The following is a 22787-nucleotide window of genomic DNA, read 5'->3' on the forward strand; positions in this document are numbered from 1 at the left end:
GGCCTGCGCCGCGGGGGGCTTCTCAGCCCGCTGAGCAGGGCACTCGTCTGGCACCGGGCACACCGCCCGATCGCGGCCCTCATCCATCACGCTAGCGGCCGATCGTCGGCTCGGCATCTCGGACGGTGACGGCCGGGAACGCGAGGAGGGGCGGCCACGTGATCGTGACCGCCCCTCCTGGCCGGGCGTGTTACTCGGCGGACAGCTCGGCCGCCACCAGCTCCGCGATCTGCACCGCGTTCAGCGCGGCACCCTTGCGGAGGTTGTCGTTGGAGATGAACAGGGCCAGCCCGTTCTCCACCGTCTCGTCGCGGCGGATGCGCCCGACGTACGACGGGTCCTTGCCGGCCGCCTGCAGCGGGTTCGGGATCTCCGAGAGGGCGACACCCGGGGCCTTAGCGAGCAGCTCGGTGGCCCGCTCGGGCGGGATCGGGCGGGCGAAACGGGCGTTGACCTGGAGGGAGTGGCCCGAGAAGACGGGGACGCGCACGCAGGTGCCGGAGACCTTCAGCCCGGGGATCTCCAGGATCTTGCGGGACTCGTTGCGCAGCTTCTGCTCCTCGTCGGTCTCGTTCAGACCGTCGTCGACGATGCTGCCCGCGAGGGGGAGCACGTTGAAGGCGATGGTGCGCTTGTAGACCTGCGGCTCGGGGAAGTCGACCGCCTCGCCGTCGTGGGTGAGCTTGTCGGCGTCGGCGGCCACCTTCTGCACCTGGCCGTGCAGCTCGGCCACGCCCGCGAGCCCGGAGCCGGACACGGCCTGGTAGGTGGCGACGATGAGGGCCTCGAGACCGGCCTCCTCGTGCAGCACCTTCAGCACCGGCATGGCGGCCATGGTGGTGCAGTTCGGGTTGGCGATGATGCCCTTGGGGCGGTCGGCGACGGCGTGCGGGTTCACCTCGGCGACCACCAGCGGGACCTCGGGGTCCTTGCGCCAGGCCGAGGAGTTGTCGATCACGACGGCGCCCTGGGAGGCGACCTTCTCGGCCAGCGCCTTGGAGGTCGAGCCGCCCGCGGAGAAGATCACGATGTCGAGGCCGGTGTAGTCGGCGGTCGCCGCGTCCTCCACCGTCACGCCGTCCAGGATCGTCCCCGCCGAGCGGGCCGAGGCGAACAGGCGCAGCTCGTCGACGGGGAAGTTCCGCTCGGCGAGGATCCTGCGCACGACCGTGCCGACCTGGCCGGTGGCTCCGACGATTCCTACCTTCACGGGGACTCCTCTGCGTGACGTGCGTGTACGTTCCCGGGCGGCCGGGACCCTCCCATCATGCGGGGGACCCGGGCGCCCGTGTCCAATCGTTTGCCCAAGGGATGGACGGGTACTCGGCCCGGTCGCGCATCTCGATCACCCACTCGCCGACCGCCCCGACGTGGAGGAATGCTTCCGAGATGCGGCAGAAACCGGAAGTTGCGGTGACTTTCCGCCGGGGGAAGTGGTTTTCGTCCAGCCGGCAGAGGTGCTGGATGCCGCCCGTGGAGACGTACGACACCTCGGCGTCCGTGCCGGTGTGACGTACGACTCCGTACGCGGTGCCCGGGTCCCGCCGGTGCCCCGGGTCCGCCGGCCCAGCGGCGGTGCCCCGGAGGGATCCCGGGAAAGGGGCCGAACATTCCCGCAGCCGGGGCGAACGTTTCCGCCCCCTCCCGCGTCCTAGGGGAAACGCGGCGAGGGGAGGGGTGGCTGTGCTGCGCGGAAAGGTTCGCCGTGGTCAGGGGAGAGACCATGGTGCCGGCGATCCGCTGGACGCGGCCCAGGAACGCCGGGTGCGGGCGGTGCTCGCGCTCGGCGGCGTGCCGCAGACGGACCTGCCGGACGGTGTCCAGCAGGTGAGGCTGCGACTGCTGGAACGGGCGGCGAGCGGACATGAGGCACCGCGTGACGTGTCCGCGTGGGCGGCGGTGGTCGCCTCCAACCTGGCCATGGACTGGCACCGGGCCAAGCGGCGCCAGGAACGGCTCGGGGAGCGGCTGGCCGCCCTGCACGAGCCCGCGCACCCCTCCGGCGAGGAGACGAGCCTGCTGTCCCTCGCCGTCGCCCGGGGCCTGGACGAACTGCCCGCCGCGCAGCGGCAGGTCGTCGTGCTGCGCTTCTTCGCGGACCTTCCCGTGCGGGACATCGCCGAGGAGCTGGGCATCCCGGAGGGCACGGTCAAGAGCAGGCTGCACACGGCGGTCCGCGCGCTGCGCGACCGGCTGCACGAGGACGAGGTGGTGTGAGGTGACCGCCGGACACGAGGGCGCACGCGGCGCCGGTGGCGGGGAGTACGGCGGCATGGACGCCCTGATGGCCGCGATCACCGGCGACCCCCTGCCGGAGGAGGCCCGGCGTGACGCCGCGTTCCTCGCCGACCACCGGTCGGCGCAGGCCGACGTCGCGGTGCTGCGGGGGCAACTCGCCTGGATGGCGGAGGCGCTGACGGGCGAGCTTGGGGAGACCGGCGAGCCTGGCGGTACCGGCAAGATCCGCGAGACCGGCGAGACTGGCAGTACTGGCGGTACTGGCGGTACTGGCAGTACCGGCAGTACCGGCAGTACCGGCAGTACCGGCAGTACCGGTGAGACGGGCGAGACCGGGGAGACCCGGGAGACCGGCGAGATCGGCGAGGCCCACGAGGCCTACGAGGCCCACGAGGCCCGCAAGACCGCGGAGAGCGGCGAGACCGGCGAGATCGGCGAGAGCGGTGGGTCGGGGGAGAAGAGGGGGCCGGTGAACAGGCCGGGGTCCGGTGTCGCCGGGCCCGCCGTGCCCGGTGCCGGCCCGCCGCAGTCGGCCTCCGCCCGGCGCATCCGCAGCCGTACCCGTCCCGCGGGGGCGGGCAGGCCGCCGCGGCCGGGTGGGCCCCCGCGTGCCCTGCGTGTCGCGCTGGGCACACTCGCCGGGGCCGCGGCCTTCTCGCTGGCCCTCGGGTTCGGCTGGCTGGTCAGCCTGAACGGCATGGGCGGGGCCGACACCGACAGCGGGGCGGCGTCGGCCAAGAGCGCCGGCGACGCCGGGCGCGAGGTGGCCGGGGACCCCGGGCGGCCGGCGGAACCGGAACGCGAGCTGGCCTGCTCCCGGCTGGTGGTGGAGGGCACGGTGGCGAAGGTGGAGCGGCAGCCGGGTTCCTCCCGGAGCCGCGTCACGCTGACGGTGATCCGCTCCTACAAGCCCGCGCACGGCCCGGCGGAGGCCGGCTTCCTGCTCGACGCCGGCGCGGCTCCGGCGCCACGCGCGGGACAGCACGTCCTCGTCGCGGTGCGGCAGGGCCGGCAGAGCGCGAGCCTGTGGGCCGTCGGCGATTCCCGGGTGGCCGGCAACCGCGCCTGGATCACCGGCGCCCTGCCCGGCTCCCGGCACCTGACCTGCCCTTCCGGCACCTGACCTGCTCTTTTGGCGACTGACCGGCCCTTCCCGCGACTGACCTGCCCTTCCGGTACCTGACCTGCTCTTCTGGCGACTGACCGGCCCTTCCGGCACCCAACCTGCTCTTCTGGCGACTGACCTGCCCTTCCCGCGACTGACCGGCCCTTCCGGCACCTGACCTGCCCTTCCGGCGACCAGGGGCCGCCGTCGCGAACGGGGGCGGCCGGCTACCTCACCGCTGTCTCACCGCGGTCAGCGACGCGTACACCACGACGTTGCCCAGGTAGCCGGTGCGCCTGGTGTAGCCGCCGCCGCAGGTGATCAGCCGGAGTTCGGGCCGGCCGGAACTGCCGTAGACCTTCTCGCTGGGGAACCCCTCCCTGTCGTACAGCTCGACGGCGCGGACGGCGAACACCGCTGTCCGCCGGTCCGCCCGGCTGATCTCGATGGTGGCGCCCTCGGTCAGGGCGCCGAGGTCGTAGAAGACCCCCGGGTCGCCGGCGGGGGTGTCCACGTGCCCGGTGGCGACGGCGGTCCCCGCCGAGCCGGGCGTGGTGCCGTCCCCGTACCAGCCGGCGAGGCCGGGTTCCTCGGGCGGCGGAGTCCGCAGCGCACCCTCCGCATCGAGGCCGACGCGCGTCATCGGGGCGTTCACGCCGATGGAGGCGATCCGGATCCGGACCGGCTCCGAGGGGGGCAGCGGACGGACCGTGGGGCCGGCGGGGTGCGCGGGACCCGGCAGGGCGTGAGCCGCCGACGGCCGCGGTGGCTCCTCCTTGTGCACCCCGCTGAACAGCAGCACCGCACCTGCCGTCAGCGCGCCGCCCACCACGAGCACTCCGGGGAGGAACGGATCCCGGGGAGTGCCGGTGCGGTGCCTGGGTGCCATCGCGGTGGGGCCTCCGCTCTCACGGCGGGTGCGGATCAGGACGATCAGGCGTGCTTGTCCTCGGGGCGGCGCCACAGCCAGACCGCACCGCCGGCGGCGGCCGTGACGAGCAGCCCGCCGCCCAGCGCGAGCGCGGTGCCCGAGCCGTCGGCGGGTCCGAAGCCGGCGTTGACCGAGCCGCTCGGCGACCGGCCGGTGACCTGGTACGTCTCCGTGACCTTGGTCAGTGGCGGACACTTCAGGGTGACCGTGTCGCTGCCCGGCCCGGCTCCTTCGGGGATCTGGAACTGGCCGGTGAGCACCCCCTCCTCGTCGCCTTCGAAGAGGTGGAAGTCCCCTGCCACCTCCGAGTTGCCCTTGCCGTAGTCCGCGTCGGGGTCGCAGGCACTCGTACTGACCGTGACCGTGGAACCCGGGGCGGCGTTCCACGGGTCGATGCTGACCTCCGAGTCGTCGGCGGCAGCGGCCGGGATCTGCAGTCCCAGGGCACCGAGAGCCAGGCCGATACCTGCACCCATGTGTCTGTAACGCATGCGAATCCTCCAACGGGACCGGTGTCCGGCCTGTCTGCGTGGCGTCTCTGCGGTGTTTACGCTCACGAGGCAATCGACAGACCGTCAGCTCCGCAACCTGACGGACCGCCACATGTGTCGGCCAGTCAGGTGTCACCGGGCCCCTCTTCCGTTCGCTTGCGCAGGTCACCGCCGCGAAGATCACCGGTACCGGTCACCCCGCCACCCGGGACCCATATCGGTGAAGGCCGGCCGATGCGCTCCCCCCGGTCCGGCACCGTCGCGGGCGTGGCCGCGCCGCCGACGGCAGGAGGGGCGGGCGTCCGTCTGGACACCCGCCCCTCCCGCTCGGATCACTCCGTTACGGCGTGACCTTCTCGATCTTCACGCTGCCGCTGCCCGCGACCGTGCCGCGCGCGTTCACCAGCTGCACCCGGCCGAAGAACTCACGGCCGGCCGGAGCCTCCGCAGCGGCCGTGACCTGGCCGGACACCGTCGCCGACGCGCCCGTGCCGAGCTTGACCGGGGCCGAGCCGTCGACCGTGACGGAACCGAGCGTGGGGGAGAAGAACACGTCCCGGTAGTCGTAGTCGGTCGAGCCGGACGGGACCGAGTAGCCCACGACCTGGATGGTGTAGGTGCCGGCGGCCGGGGACGGCACCGAGACCGCCTCCTCCGAGTCACCGTCGGCGGACTGCGCGACCTGCTTGCCGCTCGCGTCGTACACCGTCAGATCGAGGTCGGCGGCCGTGTCGGAGACACCGCCGATCGCCACGTCCAGGGACTTGGCGCCGGCCGGGACCTCGACCGTGGTGGTCTGGGTCTCGCCCTGCTTGATCGCCGGGCGGGCCGACTTCGCGGAACCCAGCGGGCCGCCGACCAGCTTGCCGTCCAGCGCCGCGAACGTGTTGGTCACCTTCCAGGAGGCGGCGGCCGGGGTGCCCACCTTGACCTCGGGGACGGTCACGGTCTCCGGGTCGAAGGCCGCGCCGAGAACGGCGACGTCCAGCTTGTACGGGTTGTCCAGCAGCGGGGACGTGCGCCGGGCCTCGACCTCGACCTCCCAGACGCCGGGCTGCGGGTCGGCGTACGAGCGCACGTCGGGCTTGCAGCCGTTGCCGTCCAGGTAGTTGTTGTAGCAGTACGGGGTCGACGTGTTGTCGGACGGCACGCCGTACGGGTGGATGGCGATGAACCGGGTCTGGCTCTTGTCCTTCAGCCCGCCGATCGCGACCTCCAGCGACTTGGCGCCCTCGGGCACGGTCAGGAAGTACGACTGCGTGCTGTTGCGCTGCACCGAACCGGCCGCGGAGTAGGTGTAGTCCACCGGGGCCGCCACCACGACTGTGGAGAGGACCTGCTTGTCGATGCCCTCGGTCTTCGGGTCGTCGACCTCGAGGATCGCGCTCTTGAGGCCCGCGGACTCCGGGGCGGCCTGCACCTTGACGGTCACCGGCTGGTTCAGCGGCAGCTTCACCACGTCGTCGCCGACGATCCGGAACGTGTGCCCGGCGTTGTTCTCGAAGTGCAGCTCGTGCCGGACCGCCTTGTCCGGGCCGGACGTACGGGTGATGGTCACGTCGTACGTCTTCTTCTGGCCCGCCTTCAGACCGCCCTCGCGGTCGTACAGGCCGGTGCCGAAGCCCGGGGTCTTCAGGGCGTAGTCGATCGCGGTGTCGACCGGCGCCTTCACCGTGTAGTCGTGCGCGGTGGCGCCGTCCTTGACGGCGTCCCACGCGTCCACGACGTTGATGAGGCCCGCGCCCTCCTCGTACGCCTGCACACCCTTGATGTGGTCGGCGGTCGACATCAGGGCCGTGCGCAGCGTGGCGGGCGGCAGGTCGATGCCCTTCTGCTTCGCGGCGCTCAGCAGCAGCGCGGAGGCGCCGGCGGCCTGCGGGGACGCCATCGAGGTGCCCTGGAGCATCGAGTAGCCGGCCGGCAGCGAATAGCCCGCCTCGGCGACCGGGGAGCCCGGCAGCCAGGTCTGGGTGGTGTTGATCGCGGCGCCGGGCGCGGTCAGGGTCGGGGTGAAGCCGCCGTCCTCACGCGGGCCGCGCGAGGAGAAGGGCATCATCGCGTACTTCTTCTCCACGGCCGAGCCGTAGTTGGCCGCCCAGGTCTCCTTGGAGATGGCGGCGCCGACCGAGATCACCTTGTCGGCCAGACCCGGGTCACCGATGGTGTTGGCGCCGGGTCCGGAGTTGCCGGCGGAGATGACCAGCTGGACGCCGTAGGTGTCGATGAGCCGGGTGTACAGCTCGGCGCGCGCGTTGTTGCCGTCGTTGAGCGCCGGCAGGCCGCCGATCGACATGTTGACGATGTCGACGCCGCGCTTGGTGACGAGGTCGATCATGCCCTCGGTGAGGGCGACGTTGGTGCAGCCGCCGCTCCAGGTGCAGGCCCGCGACGAGACGAGCTTGGCACCCGGGGCCGCGCCGTTCATCCTGCCGCCGAACAGGCCGTTGGCGGCGGTGATGCCGGCGACGTGGGTGCCGTGCTCGGACTCGATGACGCCGATGTTGACGTAGTCGGCCTTGGCGCCGGAGGAGTTGTAGACGACGTCCTTGCGGGTCTCGACCACGAACGGGACGCGCTCGGCGACGTCCGTCGAGGGGTCGTCGGTGCCGAAGTAGCCGACCTGGAAGTCGTCCTTGTAGGGCTTCATCGGCGTGTCGTCGGTGAAGTCCAGGTTGTCGTTCGTGTCGACGCGCACCGTGCCGGTGGCCGGGTCGTACAGCACGCCCCAGGCGTCGGTGGTGTCGCCGTCGCGGTTGAGGTCGCCCTTCTCGTCACCGCCGGCGGTGGCGGACTCGTACATGTAGTTGAACTTGTACGAGCCCTCGGGCGCCGTGAACTTCTCGGTGCCCTGCGAGGCGGTGCTGATGGAGAAGGAGGGGCCGGAGACACCGGTGGTCATCCGCCGCCAGGTGCCGTCGCCGTCGGACACCGGGTCGGTGGCGGTCACCCAGTCGACGATCTTCCGCTCGCCGGTGCTGGTCTTCTGCAGCGCCGGGTGCCCGAGGTCGATGCCCGAGTCCAGGATGCCGATGGTGATGCCGCGGCCGTCCGCCTTCGGGTGGTCCTCGACGAAGTCGACGGCACCGGTCTCGAAGGACGGGTTGTACGGGTTCTCCGCCGGCGTGTTCTTGCCCGGGGCCGGGTAGGCGGCCTTGCCCGTCGCGGACTTGGCGCCGCCGGGCGCCGGGTCGTCGAGCGGGATCTCCTGCTTGAGGTCGATGGCCTGCACGGAGGACAGCTTCGCGGCGGCGGCGATGGCCGAGTCGGCCTTCGCGGTCGGGACGGTGGCCCGGACGTAGCCGAGCTTGTCGTCGGTACGGCCGACCAGGCCGCCCTTGACCGCGTCCAGCTCCCCGGCGACCTGCTCCGTCTTCCCGGGCGAGGTCGCGATCATCATCGTGACGTTCTTGTCGCCGTCGGCCTTGGCGTCGGCGAGCAGGGCGGCGTCGTCCGAACCGAGCTTGTCGTCGGCGGACTTGACGCCGGCGTCGGCGGCCGGGGCGGGCGGCGTGTCCGCGGCGAGGGCCAGGGGTATCGGCCCCGCCGCGGAGAGTGCGGCCACGACACCCACGGCCACGGCTATGCGGGCCAGGCGTCTCGGGCCGGGTATGGGATCACGCTCGGGCGTGTGGGTCATCGGCATCCCTCAGGTAAAGGAACGAGCGGACGAGAGCGCTCAGCCTTACCCAAGGGCCCCCTCGCAGGGGACCGTTGACCGAATCGATATGAATGTATGGGGAAAACCCGCGATGGGATGTGAGCGGATACGGGCTGATCAGCCCCGAATGTGCTCAGTTCTCCTTGGAGCGGGCGTAATGCCGGGACGCCTTGGCCCGGTTGCCGCACGCGGCCATCGAGCACCAGCGGCGGGTGCCGTTCCGGGACGTGTCGAGGAAGTACAGGATGCAGGCGCCGCCGGCGCAGGTGCGGATCCGCTCCGGGGCCCGGGTGAGCAGCTCCAGGTAGTCACGGGCGGCCAGCCAGGCGGGGCCCCAGGCCGGGTCGGCGAACTCGGCCTCCTCGGCGGGGCCCGTGGCGGTCAGCCGGGCCCGGATCCGGCCGTGCGCCAGTACGGCGTCCACCAGTGGCACCGCCCGCTCGTCCGCCCCGTCCACCGCGGCCTTGATCGCCTCGCGGGCCTCCCGCAGATGTCCGAGCACCTCCGGGCTCGCCGGGTGGGCCCCGGCCAGCCCGTTGCTCCCGAGCCACACCGCGAGGCCCTCCGGATCCGCGAGCAGGTCCTGGGTGACGCCCTCCTTGTTCCACCGGGTGTTGAGCAGGTCCAGCGCGAGGGGCTCACCGGTGAGCGGGCGGGGGTCGCGGGTGGCGGACATGGGCACTCCTTCGCGTCTAACCCCTCAAGGGTACGTCGCCGGTTGACCTGTCCCGTCTAACTGTCTAATGTGAATGACGAAGGTTAGACATCCTCAAGGGGGAGCCATGATCCTGCGCACCGCGCACACCGGCCTGAACGTCACCGACCTCGACCGCTCGCTCGCCTTCTACCGGGACGTGCTCGGCTTCGCCCTGCTCGCCGAGGGCAAGGAGGACGGCCGGCGCTACGCCTACCTCGGCGACGGCGGCGACCGCCCGGTCCTCACCCTCTGGCAGCAGGCGCAGGGGCCGTACGACGCAGGCCGGGCCGGACTGCACCACCTCGCCTTCGCCGCCGGCTCGATGGACCGGGTCCGGGAGTACGAGACGGCACTGAAGGCGGCCGGCGTGGAGTTCGCCCACGAGGGTGTGGTCGCCCACCGGGAGGGCTCCGCCTCGGGCGGCCTCTTCTTCCACGACCCGGACGGCACCCGCCTGGAGATCTCCGTACCGGAGGGCGCCGAGGAGGCCCCCGCCCCGCACGCCTCCGCCCCGACCTGCGGCTTCTTCTAGCCGTGGGCGGCTATCACGCGGGCTCGCGGGCCGTGCAGGACCTGGCCGGCGTCCGCGACCGCGCCGACCATGTCGGCCGCTCCCTCGGCCAGGACATCAAGGCGGTCGCGGCGGCCTTCCTGGAACTCCAGCCGCTGCTCGTCGTCGGCGCGGCGGCCCCGGAAACGGGCAGGGTGTGGGCATCGGCCCTCACGGGCACTCCGGGTTTCGCCCGCGCGACGGGCCTCCGGCGGATGTCCGTCACCCGGGACACCGCCCCCACCTCCGTCCGACGGCCGGCCGGCCGGCCCGAAGGGGCGCGGGGAACTGCGCGGGCGACCACGCACGACCCGCACCCGGACGGCGGCGCGGACCCCCTCGCCCGGGCCCTGAGAACGGCCGGTACCTTCATCGGCACCCTCGCCCTCGACCCCCGCACCCGCCGCCGCATGCGCCTCAACGGCCGGCTCGAACCCACGGCGACCGGCTTCGCGGTGGCCGCGGACCAGGTGTTCTCCAACTGCCCGAAGTACATCCAGCGCAGGCAGTCCTACGAGTACGTCCCGGCCCGCACGCCGGGCAGCCCCCACCGGCTCACCGAACTCGGCGCCGAACAGGCCGCGTTCGTCCGGGCCGCCGACACCTTCTTCCTCGCCACCGTGCACGCCGCCGGCACCGACGCCGGCCACCGCGGCGGCAACCCCGGCTTCGTGCGAGTCGTTTCACCGCACGAACTGGCCTGGCCGGACTACCCGGGCAACGCCATGTTCCTCAGCCTCGGCAACCTGCGCACCGACCCCCGCGCCGGCCTGCTCATCCTCGACTGGGACACCGGCACCACCCTCCAGCTCACCGGCGAGGCCCGTACCGAGTTCGCGGCCGACGGCGCACGGACGGTCCGCTTCACCCTCGCCGAGGCCCTGTGGACCCCGGCCGCCCTGCCCCTGCGCTGGTCCGCGCCGGAGTACTCACCGGCCAACCCCGGGTAACGGTTAACTTCAGGACATGCGACGGAACTTGAGGGTGGCGGCCTACGCCGTGTGCGTCCGCGACGGACAGATCCTGCTGGCCCGCTCACCGGCCCCTGACGGGACGCCCGAGTGGGTGCTGCCCGGCGGCGGCATGGAGCACGGCGAGAACCCCTACGACACCGTCCGCCGCGAGGTCACCGAGGAGACCGGCTACCGCATCGAGGTGACCGGTCTCCTCGGTGTGGACTCCCGCCGGCATCTCTTCCGCGGTCGCGGGCCGCGCCGCCGCACCGACCACCACGCTCTGCGGCTCATCTACACCGGGGAGATCATCGGCGGCGAACTCCGCCATGAAGTAGGCGGATCCACTGATTTCGCTGCATGGCAGGACCTTTCGGTCCTTTCGGACCTGAACCGGGTGCGCCTGGTCGACGTGGCGCTGCGCCTGTGGCGGGAACGCCCCGCGAACGGTCATCTCGCCGCCGAGGACCGTCCCCTACCCCGAGAGATGAACGGGGAGTAACTGCCCCCCGGCCACCCGCAATCCACTCCATGACCGCACCAGGTACCCCGTGATCCACGTACGGTGATCGGCGCTGCGCGTTGCCGCCGCGTTCACGCGCAGGTCATCCCCGCTGCCAACGATCCACAGTGAGCGGGACGTTCGCGTCCGCGACGACCCGCGACCACTGCCGACGCGTTCGCACTCGGGGAGATCGCGCCATGTCGCGCATACGCTCTGTCGCCACCTCCGCTCTGGGGGTCAACCGCCGTACCGTCCTCGCCGCCGCCGGAGCGGTCTCGCTCTCCGCGGGTGTCGGCTACGCCCTCCGTCCCACCGACAGCGAGGCCGCCACCGCCCCGCCGGCGGCGGCACCGGAGGCGGAGGCGCCCGTCGCGCACTCCGGACGGGCCGCCGCGGCGGCCCCGCTCGCCCCCTACACCAAGGGCACCACCGTCGCCTCCGTCGCCGCCCCGCGGAACAGCTCCGGCTACCGCCGGCTCGGTGACGGGGCCGGCTGGAAGCGGGTCGTGCGCAGCGAGCTGGCGGCGCCCAAGTCCGGGCGCGCCGCCCGCCGTACGGCACTCGCCTCCTTCGTGCAGTTCACCGACCTGCACCTGATGGACGTCCAGCACCCGCTGCGCCTGGAGTACCTGCGCTCCCACGACGTGCACGCCTGGCGCCCGCACGAGGCCCTCACCGTGCCCGGCGCGATCTCCCTCGTGGAGCGGGTCAACGCGCTGCGCGGCGCCCCCGTCACCGGCGCCCCGCTGCACTTCGTGATGACCACCGGCGACAACACCGACAACAACGCCCACTCCGAGCTGGAGTGGTTCATGAAGGTGATGAGCGGCGGCCGGATCACCCCGAACTCCGGTGACCCGAGGCACTACGAGGGCGTGCAGAACAGCGGTCTGAAGCTGTACTGGCAGCCCGGCACCACCACCCGCGACAACGACAAGGCGCTCGGCTTCCCCCACCTCGGGGGCTTCCTGGCCGCCGCGATCCGCGAGGTGCGCAGCCCCGGCCTCGACGTGCCCTGGTACTCCACCGTCGGCAACCACGACTCCCTGCCGCTCGGCTGCTACGGCTCCCACGGCGACCGCTACCTCGCCGAGGCGGCCATCGGCGGCAAGAAGCTGATGAGCGTCTCCGCCGCCGACGCCAAGAAGCTCCAGGACGCCATCAAGAACGCCAAGGACCCCAAGGGCACCGGCTACCGCGACTTCCTCAAGGCCCACGCCCGCTCGATGCGCTCGGTCACGGCCGACGAGAAGCGCGCCCCCTACACCCAGGCCGACTACCTGAAGGCCCACCTGGACCCCGCCCACCAGGGCCACGGCCCGGTCGGCCACGGCTACTCCTCGGCGAACCTGGACGCGGGCACCCAGTACTACGCCTTCCGCATCTCCGACGACGTCATCGGCATCAGCCTCGACACCACCGACGCCGGCGGCCACTACGAGGGCTCCCTCGGCACCGCCCAGCTGAAGTGGCTGGACAGGACGCTGAAGGACAACAAGGACTCCTACGCCGTCGTCTTCAGCCACCACACCAGCAAGACGATGACCAACACCCGCCCCGACCCGGCCCGCCCCGGCGAGAAGCGGCACGGCGGCGCCGAGGTCGTCTCCGTGCTCTCCTCCCACGCCAACGTGCTGGCCTGGGTGAACGGGCACATCCACAAGAACGTCATCACCCCGCACAAGGCCTCCGGCGGGCGTTCCTTCTGGGAGATCTCCACCGCCTCCCACGTCGACTACCCGCAGCTCGCCCGGATCATCGAGCTGGTCGACAACAAGGACGGCACGATCTCCCTGTTCACCACCCTGATCGAGTCCGCCGCCCCGCACCGCACCGACTACGCCGACCTGTCCCAGACCGGTCTCGCCGCCCTGTATCGCGAGCTGTCCTACAACGCCCCCGGCGCCAACAAGACCCTCGCAGGCACCACGGCCGACCGGAACACCGAGCTGGTGCTGAAGAAGGGCTGAAAGTCACTCAACCGGCCCACACAAGGCAACCTTCGCGAAACTCCCCCGGTCCCTTCCCCCGACCACACCGGCACATCACACGTTGGGGGAAGACATGCGTGCACGCGCGACCCTGGTGGGCGGCACCGCCCTGCTCCTCACGGCGGCCCTGGCGGCTCCGGCCCTGGCGGCCACCGGGGGCCGGTCCGACGGCGGCCGGCCCGGCACGGGCCACGCCGCCACCCGCGAGGCGATCGAGGAGGCGGTCGAGGCGGGCGTGCCCGGCGTGACCGCCACCGCGAACGACACCCACGGCACCTGGTCCACGACGGCCGGCACCGGCGACCTCCGCACGGGCGCGCCCCGCTCGGCCGCCGACCGCTACCGCGTGGGCTCCATCACCAAGTCCTTCGTGGCCACCGTCCTGCTCCAGCTGGAGGCGGAGGGCCGGCTATCCCTGGACGACACGGTGGACCGCTGGCTGCCGGGCGTCGTGCGCGGCCACGGTCACGACGGCCGTCGCATCACCGTCCGCCGGCTCCTCAACCACACCAGCGGCATCTACAACTACACGGCCGACGAGGACTTCGCCCGCAGCTACTTCCTCAGGGACGGCTTCTTCCGGCACCGCTACGACACGGTCACCCCGCGCGAACTGGTCGCCGTCGCGATGCGGCACGAGCCGGACTTCGCACCGGGCACGTCCTGGAACTACTCCAACACCAACTACGTCCTGGCCGGCCTGGTCATCGAGAAGGTGACCGGCCACCCCTACGCCACCGAGGTCCGCCGCCGCATCATCCGGCCCCTGCACCTGACGGCCACCTCCGTGCCCGGCACCCGGGTCACCGTGCCACGGCCGAGCAGCCGCGCCTACTCGAAATTCACCGAGCCCGCGACGAGCCGGACGTACGACGTCACGAACCTCAGTCCCACCATTGCCTTCTCCGCCGGGGAAATGATCTCGAATTCCGCGGATCTGGACCGCTTCTACAGTGCCCTGCTGCGCGGGAAGCTCCTTCCGGCGCGGCAGCTGAAGGAAATGAAGACGACGGTGAAGATCGAAGGGGCCCCGAACATCGGCTATGGCCTCGGTCTCATGGACACCAAGCTGACCTGCGGTGTCCATGTCTGGGGTCATGACGGAGGCATTCACGGCTCGGCCTCCTCGGCCGCGACGACGGCGGACGGCCGGCATTCCCTCGCGCTCAATTTCAACGGGGACTGGGCGGGTGACACGGCGGCCGTGATCGAGAAGGAGTTCTGTTAGCCGACGTTTCGTCGGCGTCATTGCGCGTTAACCGGGACGTAATGTCCGTACCGCCTCATATCGGCTATCCCGCTGTGGACGGGGATGGCTCGATTCTTGTGCAAGGCGGGTGGTCGTGTGCGCGCGAGGCACGAACTGCGTGTGCTGTCGGTCTACGAGGGGTTCTTCTCCGGAGGAGCCCGCATCGTGCACACCGACGTCGTTCTGGGGCTGGCCGAGGGCGGCCAGTCCCACCAGGTGCTCAGCATCCATGGTGAGGTCCACCGCGAGGCCACCCGGCAGCGCATGGAGGATGACGCCTGCTACCGGTCGCTGACGGCCGGCGGGGTCGGCGTGACCTCGCTCGGCCGTACCGCGGGCCTGGTGGACGGCACGGTCGCGGCGAACGTTTTCAGCGGCCCGGAGCTGGCCGAAACCGCTCGGTCCATGGCCGGGGCGGACGTGATCCTGTCGCTGAAGGAGCAGCCGCTGGCGCTGCTGAACCAGGCCGGGCTGCCCCGCCGCCCGGTCGTGGTCGGCCTGCACCGCTCCGACCCCGAGAACCAGGGCCCCGCCCTGGACGAGCTGAAGGCCGCGATAGCCGACGGCACGGTGGTGGCCTGCGTGTGCTGCGCCGAGTCCACGCGGGCCGCGTACGAGGCCGCGGGCGTCCCGGGCGAGGTGCTGCACGTCATCCCCAACGGAGTGGACCTGCTCCGCTTCCGCCCGGACCCGGCGGCCCGGCTCGCGTTCCGCGCCTCGCTGGGCATCCCGGCCGCGGCACCGGTGATCGTCTTCGCGGCCCGCTACGCCACGATGAAGAACGTCCCGCTGCTCCTGCGTGCCGCCCGCGCCTGGCTCGCCCGCGAGCCCGAGGGCCAGGTCCTGATGTGCGGGGCGGGCATGAACGCCGGCAACCCGGCGCTGTGGGCCGACATCGAGATCGCCTTCGGAGCGGACCGGCACCTTGCAGAAAGGATTCGTCTGCTCGGTGTGCGCCGCGACATGGAGACCGTCTACGCCGGCTCCGACGTCGTCGCCCTGACCTCGGCCTCGGGCGAGGCGGCGCCGCTGTGCCTGATCGAGGGCATGATGTGCGGTGCCGTGCCCGTGACCACGGACGTGGGCGACAGCGCGGAGATCGTCCGGGGCCACGGCTTCGTGACCCCGCAGGACCCGGAGGCCGTCGCCCGGGCCTGGACGGCGGCGGTCGCCGGCCGTGCCGGCTTCGCCCCGGCGCTGGCGGCGAGCCGTGAGCGGTTCAGCCGCACCCGCATGATCGCGGCGTACGCGGCGCTGCTCGACGGCGTCCACAACGAGTCCGCGCGCGTGCCGACGCTGCCCGAGCCGCTGTAGCGCGCGCCCGCCGGCCCGGTCAGGTCACCCGGCTGAGCACCGGCAGGTAGCCCAGGGACTGGCCCGGTGCCGTGGGGTGGTACGACTCGGTGATCGCCAGCACGTCCACGCTGTGCAGCCAGGGCCGGGAGGAGCAGATCTCGTGGCCGGCGAAGGTGCCCGTGACGTCGGCGAAGGTGAACCCGTGGTCGACGGCGCGCTTGGCGATCACCTCGTTGAGGTGGTCCACGGCGGCATTGATCGCGGAGCGCTGCGCCTCCGGCAGGCCCACCACGCAGGCGCCCCTGAGGTGGTACAGGTGCGGATAGCCGAGCACCACCACATGGGCGCTCGGCGCCCTGTTCCGGATCGTCGTGTAGAGACGGTTCAGGTTCTCCGCGAGGGGCCCGTCCATGGTGGCGCGGGCACTGGAGACGGCGGACGCGCACCGGGTGCCGCCGCCCAGCGCGCAGACCGTCATGACGGTGGCGAAGCCCGAGTCGCTGCCGCCGACGGTGAGCGTGACCAGGCGGGTGCGCGCGCCGAGCCGGTCGAGCTGGTCGGTGAGGACGTCGCTCGCGCGGGCGCCGTTGCAGGCGGCGAAGCTGAAGGACGACGGCGAGTGGACCTCGGCCCACAGGACGGGGTACGCCCGGCTGCTGCGCTTGCAGCCCGTGCCGGAGGGCAGGTAGGCACCGGCCCCGACGCCGGCGGAGTAGGAGTCGCCGAGGGCCACGTACTCGGCGGCGGCGGTCTGCGGGACCTCTGCCGTCGCGGGGTCGGCGAAGGCGCAGGCGGCCGCGAGGAGGAGGGAGGCCGTGCAGGCCGCTATCCGGGACTGTCTCATGAGTCTCCTGTACCGCGGCCCGCTCACCCCCCGCCCGCCGTGTTCGTCCGTTCCGGTGAGCCCTCACCCGGGCGGCGCAGCAGAAGTGGACACGGCGGCGCGCACGAGGACGGGCCACCGGTGCCGGTCCGGTGGCCCGTCCTCTCCCCTCCTGATGCCCGCCCGGCCGGTCACTACCGGGGCAGCACCACGACGTACGCGGCCGGATCGCGGTCGCCCGACGCCATCAGCGCCGTGCGGACCACCGCCGCCTGCTGCTCCAGGGACTCCCTGAGCTTCCTGGGGGTGATGTGGACGACCGTGATCCCGAGGCGCTCCAGGTGCTCGCGCTTGCGGGCGTACTCCGACCACAGCTCGTCGTCGTCCTGCCGGTGGTCCTGGCGCGGTGCCCGCGTGTCCAGTTCCACCGCCACCGCCTGCTCCGGCCAGTAGGCGTCCAGGCCGCCGAGGTGGGGGCCGCCGGGCAGGCGCAGGTCCACGTTCCACACCGGGTCGGGCAGGCCGTACTCCAGGACCATCCGGTACAGCCGGTCCTCGGCGATCGCCCGGCCCTCGGCCAGCAGCGAGTCCACCGCGTCCACCACGTGCGGCCGGCCCAGCAGCTTGGCGTTCGTCAACTCCCGTACCACGGCGGCCGGTTCGCAGTGCCCGCCGCGCACGGCCTCGGTCAGCAGCCGGCGTACCGCCTCGGCGTCCGTCAGTTCCGCCACCGCGTCCGCCAGCGCCCGCGGCACCGGCGCCACCGGCAGGCCCGTCACGGTGTGCGCGGGGGGCAGGGCGGAGGTGCGCAGGACGCGGACGTAGCCCGAGGAGCGCAGCCGGCGCATGCGCGGGATCAGGACGTCGACGCGGTCCAGGGACAGCAGCGGCGGGGTGGACGCGAAGCCGTGCAGGGTCAGCGCGGCCAGTCCCGTGACGACGGCCTCCGTGTACACCGGCCGGTGCGGGTCCCCGGCGCCGGGCTGGGACGGGACCGCGGGTGCCGTTTCGCGCGCCGCGTACAGCAGCGCACCGTGCAGCCGCTCCTCGCTCGTCGGCGGGCCGGGGTGGAGCAGGACCACGCCCGGCAGCAGGACTTGCCAGGGGCCGTCCGGGCGGCACTGCTCGGTCAGTTCGGCCTGGGTCACGCCGTGGGCGCGGAGCCGGCCGGCCGTCAGGACGCGGCGGTGGGCCTCGGCGAGGTGGTGGAGGGGGCGGGGGGAGAGCGGGGTGTTGTGCGTCATGGCGACGGGATTCCCGCCCCCGGTCCCGTCTTTAACCGCTGTTACACGGCCGTCGAAAATTCCGGACAAGACGGTACTAAAGGTCAGGTGTTCGGGTGCCGAGTAGGGACGGAAAACCCCTGGTCCAATCAGGTGTGGACCAGGGGTTACGGCTGTGTTTGCCCGAATTTCGTAACGGTCACCCAGGCGGAAAGCCCAGGCCAGAGGTCAGTGGTCCGCTGCCGTCGCGTCGCACGCCTGTGCGCGCAGCGCCCGCGCCAGGTCGTCCCGCGCCTCCAGCACCAGCCGGCGCAGCGCGGGCGCCGCCTCCCGGTGCGCCTCCAGCCACGCGTCCGTGGCGTCCAGGACCTCCTGACGGTCCTGGAGCGCCGGGAACAGGCCCCGCACCACGTCCATGCCGATCTGGATCGACCGCTCCTGCCACACCCGCTCGATCGCCGCGAAGTACAACTGCGCGTACGGCGCGGTCAGCTCCCGCTGCGACGGCTGCCCGAAGCCCGCGATCGTCGCCTCAACCAGCGCGTTCGACAGCGCGTCGGACTCCACCACCTGCGCCCACGCCTGCGCCTTCACCGCCGCCGAGGGCCGCGCGGCCAGGCAGCGCACCTGGTGCCGCTTGCCCGACGCCGTGTCGTCCCGGGCCAGTTCGGCCGCCAGCACCGACTCGTCGGCCACCGCGTGCGCCGCCAGCGGCTCCAGGAACGCCCAGCGCAGCTCCTGGTCCACCTCCAGACCGTCGACCGAGGTGGTCCCGTCCAGCAGGTCCTTCAGCAGCTTCAGGTCCGGCTCGGCACGGGCCACGGCCGCGAAGAACCGCGCCCACGCCAGCTGGTGCTCACTGCCCGGCCCGGCCGCCCGCAGCTCCCCGAGCGCACCCTCGGCCAGCAGCTGCCCGCCGGTCTCCCGCCACTGGGGCGCCGCGTAATGCACCAGCGCCGAGTTCGCCCAGGCGTGCAGCATCTGCAGCACACCGATGTCCGACTCGCGGCCCGCGAACCGCAGCACGAGAGCGATGAAGTCCCGGGCCGGCAGCAGCCCGTCCCGGGTCAGGTTCCACAGCGCCGACCAGCACAGGGCACGGGCCAGCGGATCCGTCAGCGCGCCCAGGTGCGTCCGCAGCGTGGCCAGCGAGGTCTCGTCGAAACGGATCTTGCAGTAGGTGAGGTCGTCGTCGTTGACCAGCACCAGCTCCGGCGCCTCGGCACCCGCCAGCTCCGCGACGACCGTCCGCGGGCCGTGCACATCCGTCTCCACGCGCGCGTACCGCTCCAGCGCGCCCTCGGGCGTACGCCGGTACAGGCCCACCGCGATCCGGTGCGGGCGCAGCTCCGGGTGCGACTCCGGGGCCTCCTGGAGCACCGCCAGCTCGGCGATCCGGCCGCCCGTGGTGTCCAGCAGCACCTGCGGGGTCAGCGCGTTCACGCCGGCCGTCTGCAGCCAGGACCGCGCCCACTCCGACATGTCCCGGCCGCTGGTCTCGGCCAGCACCGACAGCAGGTCGCCCAGGCGCGTGTTGCCGTACGCGTTGCGCTTGAAGTAGCGCCGGGCACCCTCCAGGAACGCGTCCTGGCCGACGTACGCCACCAGCTGCTTCAGCACCGAGGCGCCCTTGGCGTAGGTGATGCCGTCGAAGTTCAGCTTGGCGTCCTGCAGGTCGCGGATGTCCGCGGTGATCGGGTGCGTGGACGGCAGCTGGTCCGCGCGGTACGCCCACGCCTTGCGGCGGTTGGCGAAGGTGATCCACGCGTCCGTGAACCGGGTGGCGCCCACGTTCGCGAAGGTGCCCATGAAGTCGGCGAAGGACTCCTTCAGCCACAGGTCGTCCCACCAGACCATGGTGACCAGGTCGCCGAACCACATGTGCGCCATCTCGTGCAGGATGACGTTGGCCCGGCTCTCGTACGAGGTCTGCGTCACCTTCCCGCGGAAGATGAACTCCTCCCTGAAGGTCACCAGCCCCGGGTTCTCCATCGCGCCCAGGTTGTACTCCGGCACGAACGCCTGGTCGTACTTCCCGAACGGGTACGGGTAGTCGAAGTGGTCGTGGAAGAAGTCCAGGCCCTGCTTGGTGACCAGGAAGACGTCGTCGGCGTCGAAGTGCGGGGCGAGACCCTTGCGGCACAGTGCGCCGAGCGGGATCTCCAGCTTGGTGCCGTCCTCGAAGGTGCGGGTGTACGAGTCCGTCACGTAGTGGTACGGGCCCGCCACCACACACGTGATGTACGTCGAGATCGGCTTCGTCTCCGCGAACCGCCACACACCGTCGGCCAGTTCACCGGCGCCGTTGCTCCACACCGTCCACCCCTCGGGCGCCCGCACCTCGAACCGGTACGGCGCCTTCAGGTCCGGCTGCTCGAAGTTCGCGAACACCCGGCGGGAGTCGGCCGGCTCGTACTGCGTGTACAGGTAGACCTCGCCGTCCTCCGGGTCGACGAAGCGGTGCAGGCCCTCACCGGTGCGCGAGTACGCGCACTGCGCGTCCACCACCAGCTCGTTCTCGGCGGCCAGGTCCTCCAGCGCGATCCGGGAGCCGTCGAAGACCTCGCCCGGGTCCAGGTCCCGGCCGTTGAGCGACACCGAGGTCACGCCCGGCGCGATCAGATCGGCGAAGCTCGACGCGCCCGGCTCGTTGCAGCGGAAGCGGATGGTGGTCACCGAGCGGAACGTGCGCGGCTCACCGTCCCCGTCGCCCACGGCGGACCGGATGTCCAGGGACACGTCGTAACCGTCGACGGACAGCAGGGCGGCCCGCTCCCGGGCCTCGTCGCGGGACAGATTCTCACCGGGCACGGACGGCACTCCCTCGTGATCGCGTGAATGGTGACTGATCAGGACCGATCCTGCCATGTGCTCCTGACGGCGGACAGCGGGGAATGCGGACGGCCACGACCCGGTTGAACCCTGAAACCGAGTGTTTCGCTGAGGAGCCCCATGTCCGAGACCGCCGCCCCGTCCGGAAAGACCCCCGTCGACTTCTGGTTCGACCCGCTGTGCCCCTGGGCCTGGATGACCTCCCGCTGGGTGCTGGAGGTGGAGAAGCTCCGCGACATCGAGGTCCGCTGGCACGTCATGAGCCTCGCCGTCCTCAACGAGGACAAGCTCGACGAACTGCCCGAGGACTACCGGAACATGCTCGCCCGTACGGCATGGCAGCCGGTGCGCGTGGTCACCGCGGCCTGGCAGAAGCACGGGGACGACGTCCTCGGCCCCCTCTACACCGCGCTCGGCACCCGCATCCACAACAACGGCGAGGGCCCCACCCTGGAAGCCGTCGCCGGCGCCCTCGCGGACGTCGGCCTGCCCGCCGGCCTCATCGACTACGCCGAGCAGGAGAACTTCGAGTTCGACGCCGAGCTGCGCGCCTCCCACAAGGAGGGCATCGAGAAGGTCGGCCAGGACGTCGGCACCCCGGTCATCGCGCTGCCCGGCCCCGACGGCGAGCAGATCGCCTTCTTCGGCCCGGTCGTCACCCCCGCCCCGAAGGGCGAGGACGCGGCCCGCCTGTGGGACGGCACCGTCGCCGTGGCCTCCGTCCCGGGCTTCTACGAGATCAAGCGCACCCGCACCAAGGGCCCCGACTTCAGCAACCTGTGACCCCCGGCGACGGGCCCGGCTCAGCGCCGGGCCCGTTCCCGTGCCCCGGCCAGCAGCTCCAGGTGCTCCTCGTACCCCTTGGCGTAGCACGCCGCCCGGTCCGGGTCCGGCTCGACCGTACGGGCCGGCTCGGTCCAGGCCGCCGCGTCCAGCGGCACCCCGTACCGCTCGGCCGCCGCGAGCACCGCGCCCCGCGCGCCGACCTCGCCCTCCACCACCCGCAGCGGCCGGCCCAGCACGTCGGCCAGCAGGCCCACCCAGGCGGGGCTGCGGGTCCCGCCGCCGCACACCGCGAGCGAGCCGGTCAGGCCCGCGGCCTCCAGGCAGTGCCGGGCCGCGTACCCGATGCCCTCGCAGGTCGCCCGGACCAGATCGGCGGGCGTCGACTCCAGGCAGACCCCGAGGAGTTCGGCCCGCAGGCCCGGCTCCACGAAGGGGGCGCGCTCGCCGGACGGCGCGAAGTAGGGCAGCACCCGCACCCCGTGCGCGCCGGGCGGAGCGGCGGTCAGCAGGTCGTCCAGCTCCTCGTGCCGGGCGCCCGTCGTCCGCAGCACCCAGTCCAGCGCCGCCGTGCCCACCATCGCCGGCATCGCCCGCAGCAGCCGCCCGGGCCGGTCGGTGGAGATGTACAGGCCCGCCGGTTCGCCGCCGAGGTCCAGCTCGGTAGTGGCCACCAGGCTCGCCAGACAGGTGCCGACGATCAGCAGTCCGTCACCGGGCGCGGTGACGCCCGCGCCGAGCGCGCAGGCGGGCAGGTCGTACGGGCCGTTCGACAGCCGGGTGCCGGCCGGCAGGCCCTCGCCGCTCGCCTCACCCGTCGCGATCGGATCGCCGATCGCGGGCAGCAGCCGACGCCGGCCGGTCAGCCCGAGCAGCTCCACGACTCCGTTGTCGTAACGCCGGGTGCGCGGATCCAGGAACGGCATCGACGCGTCCGACACGTCCGTCACCGCGCGCCCCGCGCCGGTCAGCCGCTGGAAGACCATGTCCTTGCAGTAGACGGCCGCCGCCGCCCGCCGCAGGGCGTCCGGCTCGTGCCGGTCCAGCCAGGCCAGCAGCGGCCCCGGACAGCCCGGGAACATGGCGCTTCCGGTACGCCGGAAGACCGTCTCGAAGGTGCCGTCCGCCAGCCACTGGTCCACCAGTTCGTGCGCCCGGCCGTCCATCCACGAGATCGCCGGCCGCACCGGACGGCCCGCGGCGTCCACCAGCCACACCCCGTCCCCCTGCCCGGTCAGCCCGGCCAGCTCCACGGGCCCCGGCACCCGCGCGGTCAGCGCCTCCAGCACGGCGACGACGGCCGCGCACACCTCCGCCATGTCCTGCTCCACGGCCCCGCCCCGCAGGTCCAGGCCCACCGGCCGCGCCTCGACGCCCAGCTCCCGCCCGTCCCGGTCGAAAGCGGCGGCCTTCACCATGGACGTACCCACATCGATCCCGACGTACATGACACCCCCTGGGT

At 72.3% G+C, this 22787-nt stretch carries 18 protein-coding genes; 9 read left to right on the top strand and 9 right to left on the bottom strand.

The window, feature by feature from the left end; all coding sequences use genetic code 11:
• Positions 1–190: 190 nt before the first annotated feature.
• Positions 191–1210 carry an aspartate-semialdehyde dehydrogenase gene (locus tag JK359_RS01475; RefSeq protein WP_201830744.1) on the bottom strand — a complete coding sequence of 340 codons (1020 nt, stop codon included), beginning with the start codon at positions 1208–1210 and terminating at the stop codon, positions 191–193.
• A 473-nt stretch (positions 1211–1683) separates the two neighbouring features.
• Between JK359_RS01475 and JK359_RS01480 the strand changes: the two genes are divergently transcribed.
• Together JK359_RS01480 and JK359_RS01485 are read left to right on the top strand one after the other, a co-directional pair.
• Positions 1684–2217 carry an RNA polymerase sigma factor gene (locus JK359_RS01480; protein ID WP_201830746.1) on the top strand — a complete coding sequence of 178 codons (534 nt, stop codon included), beginning with the start codon at positions 1684–1686 and terminating at the stop codon, positions 2215–2217.
• Position 2218: 1 nt separating this feature from the next.
• Positions 2219–3361 (top strand): hypothetical protein, encoded by a 1143-nt coding sequence (locus tag JK359_RS01485; RefSeq protein ID WP_201830748.1) that lies wholly within the window; start codon positions 2219–2221, stop codon positions 3359–3361.
• Positions 3362–3575: 214 nt separating this feature from the next.
• Here the strand turns inward: JK359_RS01485 and JK359_RS01490 are convergent, their stop codons facing one another.
• The 4 genes from JK359_RS01490 to JK359_RS01505 form a co-directional block, all read right to left on the bottom strand.
• Positions 3576–4232: a class F sortase gene (locus JK359_RS01490; RefSeq protein WP_201830749.1), complete on the bottom strand. Its 657-nt coding sequence runs from the start codon at positions 4230–4232 to the stop codon at positions 3576–3578.
• 44 nt (positions 4233–4276) lie between these two features.
• Positions 4277–4750, bottom strand: a complete 474-nt coding sequence (locus JK359_RS01495) for a sortase (RefSeq protein ID WP_236677118.1) — start codon at positions 4748–4750, stop codon at positions 4277–4279.
• A 355-nt stretch (positions 4751–5105) separates the two neighbouring features.
• Positions 5106–8402, bottom strand: coding sequence for a S8 family serine peptidase (locus tag JK359_RS01500; RefSeq protein WP_201830751.1), 3297 nt, complete (start codon positions 8400–8402; stop codon positions 5106–5108).
• Between the two features lie 154 nt (positions 8403–8556).
• On the bottom strand, positions 8557–9099 hold the full coding sequence (locus JK359_RS01505; RefSeq protein WP_201830752.1) for a CGNR zinc finger domain-containing protein: 543 nt from the start codon (positions 9097–9099) through the stop codon (positions 8557–8559).
• A gap of 106 nt (positions 9100–9205) precedes the next feature.
• Here JK359_RS01505 and JK359_RS01510 point away from each other — a divergent pair, with 106 nt between their 5' ends.
• From JK359_RS01510 to JK359_RS01535, 6 genes are all read left to right on the top strand, one after another.
• A complete protein-coding gene (locus tag JK359_RS01510) occupies positions 9206–9652 on the top strand; it encodes a VOC family protein (RefSeq protein WP_201830753.1) in 447 nt (148 codons plus the stop codon).
• A 2-nt stretch (positions 9653–9654) separates the two neighbouring features.
• Complete coding sequence (locus JK359_RS01515) at positions 9655–10620, top strand: pyridoxamine 5'-phosphate oxidase family protein (RefSeq protein ID WP_201830754.1); 966 nt, start codon at positions 9655–9657, stop codon at positions 10618–10620.
• Positions 10621–10636: 16 nt separating this feature from the next.
• The gene (locus JK359_RS01520; protein WP_201830755.1) at positions 10637–11125 is read left to right on the top strand and encodes an NUDIX hydrolase; all 489 of its coding nucleotides are present in this window, start codon (positions 10637–10639) and stop codon (positions 11123–11125) included.
• Between the two features lie 200 nt (positions 11126–11325).
• Positions 11326–13098: a TIGR03767 family metallophosphoesterase gene (locus JK359_RS01525; protein WP_201830757.1), complete on the top strand. Its 1773-nt coding sequence runs from the start codon at positions 11326–11328 to the stop codon at positions 13096–13098.
• Between the two features lie 94 nt (positions 13099–13192).
• Positions 13193–14347, top strand: a complete 1155-nt coding sequence (locus JK359_RS01530; protein ID WP_201830759.1) for a serine hydrolase domain-containing protein — start codon at positions 13193–13195, stop codon at positions 14345–14347.
• 141 nt (positions 14348–14488) lie between these two features.
• Positions 14489–15682: a glycosyltransferase gene (locus JK359_RS01535; RefSeq protein ID WP_201831644.1), complete on the top strand. Its 1194-nt coding sequence runs from the start codon at positions 14489–14491 to the stop codon at positions 15680–15682.
• A gap of 19 nt (positions 15683–15701) precedes the next feature.
• Here JK359_RS01535 and JK359_RS01540 read toward each other — a convergent pair whose 3' ends face one another.
• The 3 genes from JK359_RS01540 to pepN form a co-directional block, all read right to left on the bottom strand.
• Positions 15702–16508: an SGNH/GDSL hydrolase family protein gene (locus JK359_RS01540; RefSeq protein ID WP_201830761.1), complete on the bottom strand. Its 807-nt coding sequence runs from the start codon at positions 16506–16508 to the stop codon at positions 15702–15704.
• A 173-nt stretch (positions 16509–16681) separates the two neighbouring features.
• Entirely contained in the window at positions 16682–17731 is a 1050-nt protein-coding gene (locus JK359_RS01545; RefSeq protein WP_201830763.1) for a hypothetical protein, read from the bottom strand.
• A gap of 207 nt (positions 17732–17938) precedes the next feature.
• Positions 17939–20521 (bottom strand): aminopeptidase N, encoded by a 2583-nt coding sequence (gene pepN, locus JK359_RS01550; protein WP_201830766.1) that lies wholly within the window; start codon positions 20519–20521, stop codon positions 17939–17941.
• 141 nt (positions 20522–20662) lie between these two features.
• Here pepN and JK359_RS01555 point away from each other — a divergent pair, with 141 nt between their 5' ends.
• Positions 20663–21325 (top strand): DsbA family protein, encoded by a 663-nt coding sequence (locus JK359_RS01555; protein WP_201830768.1) that lies wholly within the window; start codon positions 20663–20665, stop codon positions 21323–21325.
• 20 nt (positions 21326–21345) lie between these two features.
• On the opposite strand, the gene JK359_RS01560 is transcribed toward JK359_RS01555, so the two are convergent.
• Complete coding sequence (locus tag JK359_RS01560) at positions 21346–22773, bottom strand: FGGY-family carbohydrate kinase (RefSeq protein ID WP_201830769.1); 1428 nt, start codon at positions 22771–22773, stop codon at positions 21346–21348.
• Positions 22774–22787: the final 14 nt, after the last annotated feature.

It is taken from the genome of Streptomyces actinomycinicus (assembly GCF_016741775.1).
In the GTDB taxonomy this organism is placed as follows: Bacteria; Actinomycetota; Actinomycetes; order Streptomycetales; family Streptomycetaceae; genus Streptomyces; species Streptomyces actinomycinicus.